Origin of the sequence: Novosphingobium sp. NBM11, from assembly GCF_015390225.1 — a bacterium.
GTDB lineage: Bacteria > Pseudomonadota > Alphaproteobacteria > Sphingomonadales > Sphingomonadaceae > Novosphingobium.
In genome coordinates, this window is the sequence record NZ_VUOG01000001.1 from 3,870,948 (window position 1) to 3,885,717 (window position 14,770).

Annotated in this window: 8 protein-coding genes; 7 read left to right on the plus strand and 1 reads right to left on the minus strand. The window is 60.9% G+C overall.

Annotated elements, in window-relative coordinates; translation table 11 throughout:
* Nucleotides 1–182: 182 nt before the first annotated feature.
* Nucleotides 183–3,686, plus strand: coding sequence for a protein NO VEIN domain-containing protein (locus F1640_RS18780; protein ID WP_194920693.1), 3,504 nt, complete (start codon nucleotides 183–185; stop codon nucleotides 3,684–3,686).
* A 21-nt stretch (nucleotides 3,687–3,707) separates the two neighbouring features.
* Entirely contained in the window at nucleotides 3,708–5,888 is a 2,181-nt protein-coding gene (locus tag F1640_RS18785; protein WP_194920695.1) for a DUF1156 domain-containing protein, read from the plus strand.
* A 103-nt stretch (nucleotides 5,889–5,991) separates the two neighbouring features.
* Here F1640_RS18785 and F1640_RS18790 read toward each other — a convergent pair whose 3' ends face one another.
* Entirely contained in the window at nucleotides 5,992–7,362 is a 1,371-nt protein-coding gene (locus F1640_RS18790) for an IS1380 family transposase (RefSeq protein WP_066763960.1), read from the minus strand.
* Nucleotides 7,363–7,544: 182 nt separating this feature from the next.
* Between F1640_RS18790 and F1640_RS18795 the strand changes: the two genes are divergently transcribed.
* The 5 genes from F1640_RS18795 (at nucleotide 7,545) to F1640_RS18815 (ending at nucleotide 14,637) form a co-directional block, all read left to right on the plus strand.
* Complete coding sequence (locus tag F1640_RS18795) at nucleotides 7,545–8,237, plus strand: hypothetical protein (protein ID WP_194920697.1); 693 nt, start codon at nucleotides 7,545–7,547, stop codon at nucleotides 8,235–8,237.
* Between the two features lie 9 nt (nucleotides 8,238–8,246).
* Nucleotides 8,247–9,614 (plus strand): DUF3696 domain-containing protein, encoded by a 1,368-nt coding sequence (locus tag F1640_RS18800; RefSeq protein WP_194920699.1) that lies wholly within the window; start codon nucleotides 8,247–8,249, stop codon nucleotides 9,612–9,614.
* An 8-nt stretch (nucleotides 9,615–9,622) separates the two neighbouring features.
* Complete coding sequence (locus F1640_RS18805; RefSeq protein ID WP_194920701.1) at nucleotides 9,623–9,829, plus strand: hypothetical protein; 207 nt, start codon at nucleotides 9,623–9,625, stop codon at nucleotides 9,827–9,829.
* 48 nt (nucleotides 9,830–9,877) lie between these two features.
* Nucleotides 9,878–11,049, plus strand: a protein-coding gene (locus F1640_RS18810; RefSeq protein ID WP_194917595.1) for an IS3 family transposase whose coding sequence is annotated in 2 segments (ribosomal slippage) — nucleotides 9,878–10,130 and nucleotides 10,130–11,049 — 1,173 coding nt in all. Because the reading frame shifts where the segments join, the coding sequence is not laid out codon by codon here.
* A 462-nt stretch (nucleotides 11,050–11,511) separates the two neighbouring features.
* Nucleotides 11,512–14,637 (plus strand): DUF499 domain-containing protein, encoded by a 3,126-nt coding sequence (locus F1640_RS18815; RefSeq protein WP_194920702.1) that lies wholly within the window; start codon nucleotides 11,512–11,514, stop codon nucleotides 14,635–14,637.
* Nucleotides 14,638–14,770 lie beyond the last annotated feature (133 nt).

Genomic DNA, 14,770 nt, shown 5'->3' on the forward strand with positions numbered 1-14,770 from the left:
GCCACGGCCCCAAAGCGGCACCTTGCAGGGAGAGAGAGGCAGAGCCTCTTTCTTCCTCGGGTCAGGGAAGGTTTGCGCCGCTGGCGGCGCTCAGTGCTGGGCGGGCTTGCCCAGCCGTCTAATAACGACCTTCCATAAACTAACCCCTTCAACTTTGGTGCCGTTTAGGCGATGTAGCCGCCATGGGGGATTTTGATGCAATCAGGGCGGGAGCGCGTATCCGGGGCTTCACGCCAACCGGGATCGCCGAAGTTGTTTCGGTGGCGAATTTTGGCCCCAACGCAATCAACGTCGTTTTCCGCGCCAATGGACGTGTGCAAGAACGACTGATCTATCGGGGCGAGGAAAGCGGTTTCGTTGTCGAGGGCAGCGGGCAAGCTTTTGCCTTCGATGCCGATGGTATGCTGCTGAAGCTTGCCTCCGAAGCCTATCGCATTCGGCTGGCGCATCTGTTCGATCCCTACCTTGCCGTTACATCTTCGCAGATAGAGGCACTGCCACACCAGATCACTGCAGTTTACGGCGAGATGTTGCCGCGTCAGCCGCTGCGCTTCCTGCTTGCCGACGATCCTGGCGCGGGCAAGACCGTGATGGCGGGTTTGCTTATCAAGGAACTGTTGATCCGGGGCGATCTGGAACGCTGCCTGATCGTTGCTCCCGGCAGCTTGGTCGAGCAATGGCAAGAAGAACTGTCCGACAAGTTCGGGCTGGCCTTCGACATCCTCACTCGCGATCAAATCGAATCTTCGCTTACCGGCAATCCATTTATCGAGAAGTCGCGGCTGATCGTCCGGCTGGACATGGCCGCGCGCTCCGACGAATTGAAGGCCAAGCTGGAGGCTGCACCCGACTGGGATTTGGTGATTTGCGACGAAGCGCACCGCATGGCCGCTTCCTATTGGGGCGGCGAGGTCAAAGAAACCCAGCGCCACAAGCTTGGCAAGCTACTTGGCAGCCGCACTCGTAATTTCCTGCTGATGTCGGCTACGCCGCACAACGGCAAGGAGGCGGATTTCCAGCTTTTCATGGGACTGCTCGATGCTGACCGCTTCGAGGGCCGTTTCCGAGAGGGCGTCCATAAGGCCGATGTCTCGGACATGATGCGGCGACTGACGAAGGAAGAACTGTACCGCTTCGACGGCACCAAGCTGTTCCCGGAGCGGCGGGCCTATACCGCCAGCTATGACCTCTCTCCACGTGAGGCCGAACTGTATCAGGCCGTCACCACCTATGTCCGAGAGGAAATGAACCGCGCGGACCGGGGCGAGGACGGCAAGCGCCGCTCCAGCGTAGGTTTCGCGTTACAAATCCTTCAGCGCCGACTTGCTTCCAGCCCCGCCGCGATTCATCGTTCGCTCGAACGCCGTCGCAGGCGGCTGGAAGAACGGTTGCGCGAAGAAACCCTGCTGCGCCAGACTGGAGGCAGCGGCTTCAGTCGTTCGCCCGCGCTGCCCGCCTACGATCCCGACGATCTTGACGAAGCCCCCGGCGAGGAGGCCGAACGTGCCGAGGACGAAATCGCCGATCAGGCGACCGCAGCCACCTCCATCGCCGAACTGGAGGCGGAACTTGTCACCTTGCGCCACCTCGAATCCCAGGCGCTGTCGCTCAAGCTCTCGGGTGCGGACGCCAAGTGGCGAGAACTTGAAGCCATCCTTGACGAGCCGCTGATGCTCGATGCCCAGACCGGCATCCGCCGCAAGGTGCTGATCTTCACCGAGCCGAAGGATACGTTGGAATATCTCCGCGACAAGATCACTGCTCGCATCGGTGATCCCGCCGCCGTCGTCGTGATCCATGGCGGCATCGCGCGCGAGGCACGCCGCGCCGCCATCGCCGCCTTCAATTCCGATCCGACCGTCCGCGTGATGATCGCTAACGATGCGGCGGGCGAAGGCGTGAACCTGCAACGTGGCGCGCATCTCATGGTCAATTACGACCTGCCGTGGAATCCCAACCGGCTGGAACAGCGGTTCGGACGGATCCACCGCATCGGCCAGACCGAAGTATGCCATCTCTGGAACCTTTGCGCCACCAACACGCGCGAGGGGGAAGTCTATCGCCGCCTGCTCGAAAAGCTGGAGGAAGCCCGCGCGGCGCTTGGCGGCAAAGTCTATGATGTTCTCGGCGAATTGTTCGAGGGGCAAGCCCTCCGCGATCTGCTGGTGGAAGCCATTCGCTATGGCGACAAGCCGGAAATCAAGGCCCAGCTCTTCCGCAAGGTGGAGGGCGCGGTTGATGTCGATACAATTGATACGCTGGTCCGCGAACGCAAGCTCACCACCGAGGGGATGAGCGCCTCCTCCGTCGCCGAAATCCGCGAACAGATGGAGCGTGCCCAAGCGCGTAAGCTACAGCCGCATTTTATCGGCGCGTTTTTCCGCGAAGCCTTTTCTATGCTCGGAGGTCGCATATCCGCGCGGGAGAATGGCCGGTTCGAGATTACCCGCGTCCCCTCAATCCTCAAGGAACGGGATCGCCTCATTGGCCGCGCCGATCCGGTGCTGGACCGCTATGCGCGCGTCACCTTCGACAAGGCACACATTCCCGGCCAGCCGCAGGCGGAATTGCTCGCGCCCGGCCATCCGCTTCTGGAGGCGCTGGTCGATGTGATCCTTGAACGCTTCCAGCCGCTGTTGTCGCAAGGCGCTGTGCTGGTCGATGAGGCGGACGAACGCACCGACCCGCGCCTGCTGGTCTATCTCGAACACGCCATCCGCGATGGCCGCCAGTCACGGGGCGGGGAGCCACGCGCCATTTCGCAGCGGCTGCAATTCATCCTGCTGGGCGAGGACGGCGCGGCGGAGGATGGCGGACCCGCGCCTTATCTCGATTGCCGTCCGCTCAACGCTGAGGAACGCCCGCCCCTCGAACTGGCGATCCGTGCGCCCTGGCTATCCGACGAAGTCGAACAGCGCGCACTCGGCTATGCCATCCGCGAATTGGTGCCGCAGCATCTGGAGGAAATCCGCAGCCGCCGTCTCGCCGAAATTGACAAGGTGGAACGCGAGGTTCGCGCTCGCCTCACCCGCGAAATCAACTGGTGGGATGCACGTGCCGCCCGTCTGCGCGAGGAAGAGCGGGCGGGCAAGGAACAGCGGATCAACGCCCAAAATGCCGAGGCGACTGCCGCCCGCATGGTTGAACGCTTACACAAACGGCAGACCGAGTTGGACGCCGAACGCCAGATTGCCGCGCTGCCGCCGGTATTGAAGGGTGTAGCGCTGGTGATCCCCGGCGGTATGATCCGCGCGAAGGAAGTGGCAGGCGGCTCGTCCATGGTGCGCGGCACCGATCCGATCCTCCGCTCCGAAACCGAACGGCTTGCGATGGAAGCCGTCATGGCCTCCGAACGCGAACTAGGTCATTTCCCCCGCGATGTCGCGGCGGAGAAAAAAGGCTGGGACATAGAAAGCCGCAACGGCCAGACTGGGCACCTGCGCTTTATCGAGGTGAAGGGCCGACATGAGGATGGCCGTGATCTGATCCTGACCAAGAACGAAATTCTCGCCGCGCTCAACGCGCCCGAGCAATTCGCGCTGGCCATCGTGCAGGTTGGCACGGGTGGCTGGGTGGCTCAGCCGGTTTATGTCCGCAACTTTTTCAACCGCGAACTCAGCTTTGCCGAGACGGCGGTGGTGTTTAACATTACCGAGTTGTTGAGCCTTGGTGGCCCGCCCAATTGAATTTCAGGAAAAAGCCTACTCGTGACGATCTCCCACCGCAAAAAGCTGATTGAAGTCTCTATTCCGCTCGAAGCCATCAATAAGGCTTCCGCACGGGAGAAGTCGATTCGGCATGGGCACCCGTCCACGCTGCATATGTGGTGGGCGCGGCGGCCCTTGGCGGCTTGCCGGGCAGTGTTGTTCGCGCAATTGGTGGATGATCCTTCGGCCTGGCCGGATCACTTTCCCACGGAAGAAGCACAGGATGCGGAGCGGCTGCGGCTGCATAAAGTGATCGAGGCCATGGTGCCGTGGGAGGCATCGAATGACGAGCGCATCCTGAACGATGCCCGTTGGGAGATTGCCCGTTCGGTCGCCTGGAGTGTGGGGGAGGAGCCACCGGAGAGGCAAAACACCAAGGCAATTCTCGATTATCTGCAAGCCAAGGCTCCGCCGGTTTACGATCCCTTTTCGGGCGGCGGTTCGATCCCGCTAGAGGCGCAGCGGCTGGGCTTGCGTGCCTATGGCAGCGATCTCAATCCGGTGGCGGTGCTGATCGGCAAGGCGCTGGTGGAGATACCGCCCAAGTTCGCCGGGCAACCGCCGATCAATCCAAAGGCGCGGGCCGAGTTGCAGCGCGGCGGGCGCTGGCAGGGCAAGGGCGCGCAAGGGCTTGCCGAGGATGTGAGATATTACGGTCAATGGATGCGCGACGAGGCGGAAAAGCGCATCGGGCACCTCTATCCCAAGGCCAAATTACCGGACGGTTCCGAGGCAACCGTGATTGCCTGGCTGTGGGCGCGCACGGTGCGCTCACCCGATCCGGTTGCGAAGGGCGCGATGGTGCCGCTGGTGTCCAGCTTCATGCTTTCCACCAAAGAGGGCAAAAAGGCCTGGGTAGAGCCGGTAATTGACGCTGCCGCGCCCGATGGCTGGCGATTTGAGGTGCATAGCGGCAAGCTAGGCAAGGATGAGGAAGCGCGCCTGAAGGGCGGGACCAAGACTGGGCGCGGATCGAACTTTACATGCGTGCTGACCGGCTCCGCGATCACGCCCGGCCATGTGAAGGCCGAAGGCGTGGCGGGGCGCATGGGCGTGCGTCTTATGGCGATTGTTGCCGAGGGCAACCGCTCACGCACCTATCTGTCTCCCACCGCCGAACACGAAGCCATCGCCGCCAAGGCTAAGCCGGAATGGGAGCCCGATGGCGAATTGCCTGACGATCCGCGCAACTTCTGGACCGTGCAATATGGGCTGGCGACCTTCGCCTCGCTCTTCACCCCGCGCCAATTGGTGGCGTTGACGACTTTTTCCGATTTGGTGAGCGAAGCGCACGAGGCCGCGCTCGGCGACGCCCGCGTAGCAGGCCTCGATAGCGACCCCACCCCGCTACATCAGGGCGGACATGGTGCAACCGCTTATGCCGATGCGGTGGCGACGTATTTGGCAATCGCATCTAGTAAGATGTCGGTTTTCGTTACTACACAATCACGCTGGCGGTCAGGCGATGGCAAAACTGCACCCGGATTTGGGCGGCAAGCGCTGCCGATGGTCTGGGACTATGCAGAGGTAAATCCGTTTGCCGGTGCAGGTGGTGACTGGTCCGAGGTAGTTAACGGCGGAATGCGCGCCGTCTCCGAACATTGTGGTAAGCAGTCTGGCGGGCGTATCGACAACTTGGATGCACGCCATGCCGACCATCAGCAGGTAGTGATTTCAACTGATCCGCCATACTATGACAATATCGGCTACGCGGATTTGTCGGACTACTTCTATGTCTGGCTCCGGCGTGGCGCGAGAATGCTGTGGCCGGATTTATTCCGCAGATTGCTGGTTCCAAAAGCCGAAGAGCTTGTGGCGACCCCATATCGACATGGCGGCGTTGACGCTGCCGAACACTTTTTCATGAAGGGAATGTCGCAAGCACTTGCCGTCATGAACACGGCGTCACGCAGCTTGGAACCATTGGCAATCTACTATGCTTTCAAGCAGTCGGAAGCTGCCGAAGACGGGATTACTTCCGCTGGTTGGTCATCTTTTCTACAAGCCGTGGTTGACGCCGGTTTAGTCGTTGATGGCACTTGGCCGCTGCGAACGGAGGGCGCGACTCGACTGATCGCCAGCGACACCAATGCGCTCGCCTCTTCCATAGTCCTAGCCCGGCTTATTCATGAGCCCGCTGCACTGGGGCGTGCCGGGTTTGATGTGTCGGTGGCCGCGTGATCCGGGCGCGCGGTTTCGGCGGCGTTTTTCGCCGCAGCAAAACCGATGGCTTTTCGAGGTTGATGGGCGATGGCTCGGGCTTTGTGCGGCACAGCCGCGCTGGCTATGTCGGCGCTGGCCGGAGACTGGTGGCGATGGCTTTGAACACGCCGGCGTCGGGGCATGCTGACGCGAAGGCGACACGGATGCGCGAGGCGGTCTCGATGACGCGGGCGGCGACCTTGAGCAGCCGCAGGCGCAGCGTTGCGAACTCGGCAGTGGCCAGAGAGGTGGCCTTGGGGATGGCCTGCTGGACGCGCCACATCAGCCAGTAGGCGGCGGTATGCAGGATGAGGCGCATCTGGTTGGCATTGGCCGAGCGGCACGAGGTGCGATCGCTGGCCAACTGGGTCTTGTGGCGCTTGATCAGGTTTTCGGCTTGGCCGCGCGCGCAATAGAGCGTGTCGTAAATGTGCTCGGGCGAGCCTTCTGTCAGCGAGGTGACGACATAGCGGATGTCCATGCCCAGCGTGCTGGCCTCAATCCGGGCGACGACGCGGCGTTGGCTCTTCCAGCTTTTGGCGCCGTAGCGGGTCTCGACATAGTTGCGCAGGACCGGATGTTGGGCCTGGGCCCGCTTGACCGCGCAGGCATCGGCGACGGCAACGATGGCCGGATCGGCCCGCAGCGCGGCGTTGGTCGGCAAGCCGAACACGTAATCGACCCCGGCCGCCTCGCAGAACGCCATGATCTCGGGACGGGCGTAGTGCCCATCGCCGCGGATGGTGATGTGGGTATCGGGCCAGTGCTGGCGGATATGACGCACCAGGCGCCGGATGTGGCCGGCACCTTCGGCACCCGACGGCGTCTTGCCAGTGCGCAGCAGCATCGCCACCGGCCGCCCGCTCGCGGTATCGTACACATGGATCGGCAGGAAGCAGCGCTCACCGTGATGTCCGTTCCAGAACGAGAGCTGCTGATAGCCGTGCACGACATCACACGTGTCATCGATATCCAGCGTCACCGCCGCCGGTGGGGCCGGATAGCTGGCACAGTAAACGCCGATCATCGCGACCATCATCCGGGCCAGTTCACGCGTGGTCGGTGCATTCTCCCAGCGGCTCATCGTCGGTTGGCTGGCCAGCCCCGCGCCCGATCCCGGCAACTTGCCCAGCGCCAGGCGGAAGCCCGGATCGTCGCGCAGGGCATCGAGATCATCGGCGTCCTCATAGCCACACGTGATCGCGAACACACGGGCACGCAGAATGTCATCGAGGCGATGGATCACCCGCGTCGGGTCACGCGGATCGGCGATGCACGCAGCAAGCTGCCGGCAGATCCCCATCGCGCGCTCGGCCTGCGCCAGCAGCAGAACGCCGCCGTCAGAGGTCAGCCGGCCACCGTCGAACGCGGTTGTGACCTTCTTGCCGCCAACCGCTGGAAACGAAAATCCCGGTGCGCTATCATCGCTCCCGGCGGGTGTGGTCCGTGGCATAAATTGCCTCGCTGAAGGACTGGTCTAGACACCCATTTTCCTACTGCAAAGCAATCGCTTACGCCACTCCCGCCAACCCTCTCACCCGCCGCGGTGAATAAGACAGGCTAGTCTGCCGCAAGCGCCCCGCTAATGCCAACATCATCACCCGCGCCGATTTCATCCGCCTGCTCAAGCGCGAATTGCCTGACGCCATCGACGACATCCGCAAGGCCGGTGTGGCCCCCGTCGATATGCAGCAATCGGTGATCGGCCCCGGCATGGGAGTGTTTTCGCGTTACGCCAAGGTGCTGGAAGACGACGACAGTACCATGACCGTGAAGGTTGCACTGACGCGGATAAACGCCGTCTGGGATGAAATCGAAAACGAAAGCGACGCCGCGCTCGACGCCGAAACGCAAGTCGCGCTAGCGTGGTATGCCTCTTACGGATTCGATGCCAAGCCCTCTGGCGACCTAATCACGCTGGCCAATGCCAGAAACGTGCCGCAGTCAGCTCTTTTCTCCTCAGGCGTTTTCACCGATCTCAAGGGGCGCTCGGCCTTGACTCCAAGGGATTCGTTGCCGTCGAACTGGTCGCCCAGTACAGACAAGAACCTGACGATTTGGGAATGCGTCCAGCATGTCGCGAGGGTGCTGAACGCGGAGGATGGCGGGACCGAGAAAGCCGCGCTGTTGGTTGCGGAAATGGGTTCGGTGACCTCCGATGTGCGGAAGCTGGTCTATCGAATGTTCGAGATCGCCACGCAGAAAGGCTGGTCGGCAGAGGCGCGTGTGTATAACCAGTTGGCGGAAGAGTGGACGGCGCTGGAAGAGGCCGCCACTTCGCTCGCCGATCCCGCAAACGCAGGTGCGGCACAACTGGGATTGATATAAGATTTACTGATGCTGGACCGTTTGGAAATCTCGAACTTCAAGGCCTGGGCCGAAGCTGATTTGAGCTTTGGTGCGATTACGGGCCTGTTCGGCACGAATTCGTCTGGTAAATCGAGCCTCATCCAATTTTTGCTGATGCTGAAGCAAACGCGAGAAGAGCGGGATCGCTCGACCGTCTTGCAACTGAATCGTCCTTATGTCGAGTTGGGCCAATTTTCTGATGTAGTCAAAGACCACCAGACCACGGAGCACTTGCGTTGGTCTGTGAGCTTTGAGCCTGACAAGCCGATTGCTCTTTCTGACCCCAGTGCGGCGAAAGCTGTTGCTGCAAGCGGCAAGATGATCCGCCTTAGTTCCGAGGTCGAAGGCGAGCCTTTGAAGGGAACTTCTGCTTTTTCCATGCGCGCGGTGTTCCTTGAGTACTCTCTCGGCGGGGTCACCTTTCGGCTTGCCCAAAGGTCCGAGGGATCGCCGGAGTATGACTTGATCTCGGCGGGAGGGTCTTTCCGTTTCGTCCGAAATCAAGGGCGAGCTTGGCCGTTGCCTGGTCCGGTACGCTCCTACGCATTTCCAGACGAAGCCCGCACCTATTTCCAGAATGCTCAGTTCCTCGCCGATCTGGAAACGGCCTATGAGGATCAGCTCGATCAGATTTACTATCTGGGGCCGCTTCGAGTCCGGCCAGAGCGAGATTATGTCTGGACCGGCACACGCCCTCTTGATGTTGGCCCTGCGGGCGAGCGCACCGTTGAGGCGCTTGTCGCAGCGACTGCTGCGGGTGAGCGCCGTCGGCTGAGCAAAGGAAAGCACGAAAAATCGCTTCAAGAAATCGTCGCGCATTGGCTTCAGCACTTGGAATTAATTGACAGCTTTAAGGTTGAAGAAGTCGTTCCAGGCTCGAATCGTTGGATGGCAAAGCTCTGCGTGTCCAAGGGCGGGCCATTAGTTGCATTGACTGATGTGGGTACTGGTGTTTCACAAGTTTTGCCTGTCATCACACTGCTGCAATATGTGCCCGAAGGATCGACTGTTCTGTTGGAGCAGCCGGAAATCCATCTTCACCCTTCTGCTCAAGCAGGGTTGGCGGATGTCATCATCAACGCAGCCCTTCATCGCAAGGTGCAGGTAGTGCTGGAAAGCCATTCCGAGCATCTTCTGCTGCGATTGCAGCGTCGAATCGCGGAGGAAGCAATTTCTTCAGAGCAAGTGCGCCTGTATTTTGCCAAACCAGCCAAGGGGACTTCGGTTATCGATCCGTTGCAGATGGATGACTATGGTAACATTGCCAACTGGCCTGATAGGTTCATGGGCGACGCCTTCACCGAAACCGCCGAAGCTGAACTGGCGCGGCTGAAGCGTATGAAGGCCGCGGAATGAGCCGTTGTGTGGTCGATACCAATGTCGCGATCATCGCCAACGGGAGGCCTGATCCCGAGGATGCCAAACAACCCTCCCTCGACTGCCGTATGGCGACAGTCACGTTCCTGATCGAACTGTTACGAACCGGGACGGTGCTTCTCGACCGAGCAGGCGAAATCCAAGCCGAATATCGAAAGCATCTCAATGCTGCTGGCCATGACGTGACCCCCTGATTTTCCTCCACGAGCGATTAGAGTCTGGCCTTGAAGGAAGGACAGACGATGAAGCGTACGAGGTTTTCAGAAGAGCAGATTATCGGGGTGCTGAAGGAAGCGGAGGCGGGAGCCAAGACCGCTGACCTGGCCCGTCGGCACGGTGTATCTGAAGCGACGATCTACAACTGGAAGTCGAAGTATGGCGGGATGGAAGTGTCCGATGCCCGCCGACTGAAGGAGCTCGAGAGCGAGAACGCCAAGCTCAAGCGGCTGCTGGCCGATGCGATGCTGGACAAGGCTGCTCTGAAGGATCTTCTGGCAAAAAAGTTCTGATGCCCGCCGCGCAGCGGGAAGCTGTTGCTCATCTCCAGGTGTGCCACGGGATGAGCGAGCGGCGGGCGTGCCGTGTTATCGATGCTGATCGCAAAAGCGTGCGTTACCGTTCCACCCGGGACGATGATGCCGAGCTTCGCGAGAAGCTGCGCGAGCTGGCCAACCAGCGTCGCCGGTTCGGCTATCGCCGTCTGCATATCCTGCTGCGCCGGGAGGGGATCATGATCAACCGCAAGAAGACCCAGAGGCTCTACAAGGAAGAAGGGCTGGCAGTGAGGCGACGACGAAGCCGCAGGCGTGCTGTTGGCACAAGGGCACCTGCTCCGGTTCTGGCGCTGCCGAACCAGCGCTGGAGCCTGGACTTTGTTCACGACCAGATGGCTTCGGGAAGACGGTTCCGGGTGCTCAACGTGGTCGATGACGTGACCCGGGAGTGCCTGGCAGCGGTGCCGGACACCTCGATCTCTGGTCGCCGTGTCGTTCGCGAGCTGACCGCACTGATCGAACAGCGCGGCAAGCCAGGCATGATCGTCAGCGACAATGGCACCGAGCTCACCAGCAACGCTGTGCTGGCATGGTGCGGCGAGGTCGGCGTGGAGTGGCATTACATCGCGCCCGGAAGGCCGATGCAGAATGGCTATGTCGAGAGCTTCAATGGCCGCATGCGCGACGAACTGCTCAACGAGACGCTGTTCTTGAGCATGGCCCATGCCCGTGTCGAGATCGCGGCCTGGGTCGAAGACTACAATCGGGAGCGACCACACTCGTCTCTCGGTTACGCAACACCGGCGGCGTTCGCCGCTGAACTGGATAAGCAATGGCCTGCTTCGCTACGCCCTACGGGCTCCGCTACGCAGCCCATTGCTTCAACCGCGCTTATGCGCAAAACAACCGCCCGGCTCTAATCCCAGCTGGGGGAAAGCTGGGGGTCACGTCAGCCAGCCCGGTACGGGTGATCGCTTCTACCGAGAGGTCCTCCACAGTTCGCCTAAGCTCGTTGAGCGCATTGATTTACCAAAGCGAGCCGACGGTCAATACGCGGACCTGCCACAATCGCTGATCGACGCTGGTTTTGACCCAAGCGACAGAAAATTCGCTGCGCTGGGACATAAGGAGGATGTGCCTGTATATAATGCAACCGATAGCGACTGGGTTAATCACGCGATGACATTGCAGGAGGAGCAAATACGGGTCGAACATTTATGCGGGTGCGATCCAGCGGCCTGGTTTGCGCCTTGAGCGGCCCATCACTGCTCGACGAAATAATGCCCTTCGCTCACGAAGAAACAAGACATCTACCGCCATATGCTTGAACAAGCGGCAGAGGCTGCCTAGTCAATCGGGTGGCCTAGGAGAACACGCAGAGCATGACCGGAACCGACCACAGCGCCACTGACAGGGTTCGCAAGGCGCTCGATCATTTGCGTCCGGGCCTGACACCATTTGTCGAGGGCTGGCTCAAGAAGAAGCATGGCGAAAAGTGGCGGGAGGCGACCAGCCGTGCCCATGGCAGTGATCACGATGGTTTGCTCGATGCCTATGGTCTGCTCAAGACCCTTGTCGATAACTGGCGATACACCTTCGAGGAGGCGTTCCAGCAGCGTGATCGGTTCAAGGTTCGCAACTTCGTTTCGACCGCGCTCGACGCTCGCAATGCCACCGCACACCTGACGTTGCCTCTTCAGAATGAAGAGGCGCTGCGCTACCTCGATGCAATCCACGCATTGCTGAAGGCTGTGAAAGCAGCGGACAATGAAACCGGCGCGATCAAAGACCTATACGATACCCAGCTTCGCGCGATGGCTGGTGGCGCTGCCGATATGGTACCCAAAGCGACCCCCGCCGCGACGCAGGGCACGTTGTCGCTTGCTTCTCGGCCCAAGGATGATGACGGTGGCGGCAAGATGCTGCGCCCGTGGATCGAAGTGGCGCTACCCCATACCGACGTGCTGGAGAATCGTTTCCGCCAATCGGAGTTCGCCGCCGATCTCTTTGCCGTCGATTCGGGCAATGCCGAGGGCGAATATGCCGATCCGCGTGGATTCTATCGCATCACCTTCCTGACCGAAGGCCTACGCCGTGTCATCTCCACTGCCCTGTTGCGGTTGAGCGGCAACGGTGGCGATCCTGTGATCGGTCTGCAAACGGCCTTCGGCGGCGGCAAGACTCACACTATGCTAGCGGCCTATCACCTGTGCGGGGTGGACGACCCGACCACGCTCGACGGTGTAGCTGAACTGACCGGCGGGGACGCAACTGGTTGGAAGCGCCCCAAGACGGCGGTTTTTGTCGGCACCTCCAAGGCGACAGACGAATCGCTCGTCCTCAAAGGTGGCCCGAAGGTGCATACGTTGTGGGGCTACATCGCCTGGCGGCTGGCGGGGGATGCCGGGCTGGCGCTAGTGAAGGAAGCGGAGGCCGCGCGCACCAATCCCGGCTCCGAATTGATGGTCGAAGTATTCAAGCTGGCCGGACCTAGCCTGATCCTGCTTGACGAGTTGGTGGCCTATGCCCGCCAGCTATCCGATGAGCGGTTCGAGGCCTTTCTCTCCTTTATCCAGTCGCTGACCGAAGCGGCGAAGATGGTGCCTAATGTCCTCGTCATTGGCTCGCTGCCTGAAAGCATCGCAGAGGCTGGTGGCGAGAAAGGGCAGGCCGCGCTGCTTCGGCTAGAGCGGGTCTTCGGGCGCGTGCAATCGCCCTGGCTCCCGGCAGCGGGGGACGAAACCTATGAAATTATCCGCCGCCGCCTGTTTCAACCGCTGGATGCAGAGGGTGAAAAGGCACGTGAGGAAACCAGCAAGGCGTTCCACAAGCTCTATAAAGACAATACGTCAGAGTTTCCGCCAGAAGCGCGGGAGGCGCGCTATCTTGAACTTTTGAAGCTCTCCTATCCGATTCACCCTGAATTGTTCGAGCGGTTGTCAAAGGATTGGGCCAGCCTGGCCAAGTTTCAGCGAACCCGTGGCGTTTTGCAGTTCATGGCCAATGTGATCGGGGTGCTGTGGCAGGAACGCTCATCCGATCCGCTGATTACCCCGGCGCGCGTACCTATCAGCCATGAAAAGGTCCGCGCGAGCATCTTATATCCGCTTGATCCGGGTTTCGGCGCGGTGGTTGACCGCGAAGTGGATGGGCCGAGCTCACTCTCGGCGCAGAAGGAAGCCAATCCGCAGCGTCGTATTTCGCAGGCCCGTGCCGCCACTCGCGCCGCCCGTGCAGTATTCCTGTGTTCGGCCCCCTTGGTCGGTCAGCCGAACGCAGGCGTTACCGGGCAGGGAATGCGGTTGGCCTGTGTTGAGCCGGGCGACCAGATTGCAGTATTTGGCGAGGCGCTGCGCGAACTGGCCGAGCAGGCGGCCTACCTCTACGTTGAGGCTGGGCGCTATTGGTTTTCTACCCAACCGACGCTCAATCGGCTGGCTGAAGAGCGCGCCCGTGCCATCCCCGAGCATGAGGTGGATGAATATATCCGCAAGCTGCTGCGCGAGGATGCTGGATACAAGTCCGGCTTCGCCAAGGTCCATGCAGTGCCGGAAGACGCCTCCACCGTTGATGAAGCCGATGCGTTAGCGCTGGTGATCCTGTCGCCCACCACCGCGCATACCGGGAAGGGGGCCACGCAAAGCTCAGCGACCGAGGCGGTCAATGATGCGCTGATGCGCTGCCGCACCGGTCAACGACGTTATCGCAATACGCTGATTTTCGCGGCAGCCGACGAGTCCCATCTCGCCACCGCCCGCGATGTTGTCCGCAAGGCTATCGCCTGGCACAGCATTGCCGATGATCGGCGCTTGCAGGACCAGCTTACCAAGGCACAGGCCGCCGATGCGCAGGACAAGGCCAACACGAACCGGGAGGCTGCCAACAAGGCCATTCGCGTGGCATGGAGCCATATCCTCTATCCCGGCGAAGCCGCTAGCCAGGGCAGGCCCTTCGACCTCGAACATGCCGCCATCAGTGGAGGGGATCGCCAGAATGTACCAACGGCGGTCTACAACAAAATTGTCGCCGATGGCCTCGTGCGAGAAAAGCTGGGGGCCGACACACTCTGGCTCAAGCTGAGGGACTTGTGGCCGACTGACCAAGACCATCTGCCCATTACCGAGGTTTCGACGTGGTTCGCGTCTTACGTCCACTTGCCCCGGATCAAGAATCGCACTGTGCTGGAATTTGCCATCCGCGATGCCATCCTCCGCACCGATGCGACTTTCGGTTACGCTGATGCTTTCGACCCAGTCGGCGGCACTTATGCGGGCGTGCGAATTTCTGAAGGTCTGCCCGAGTTTCTTCCCGATACAGCGGTGCTAGTCAGGGAGACGGTTGCACGGGACGCCAAGCAGCCGTCACCTGCCCTGACAGGATTGCCGGGCGCGATGCCCCCTCAGCCGGGCGCAGATGTAACTAAAAATGAAACGGCACCAGTCGGGCCGTCCAAGCCTACGCGCTTTTTCGGCAGCGTCGAACTCGACGCATGGGGCATCCTTTCGTGAAATCACGAATGCAGGTGTTTTTAGGGGGGAGGGCAGGTGCGCCCCGCCAAGCAATCAAGCTGGGCCGGCGCGCTCTTGGGTCAGGTTAGTAGCGACGGGGCTGGAGGCTGTTCAGCCAGTCTGCGGATTCCGA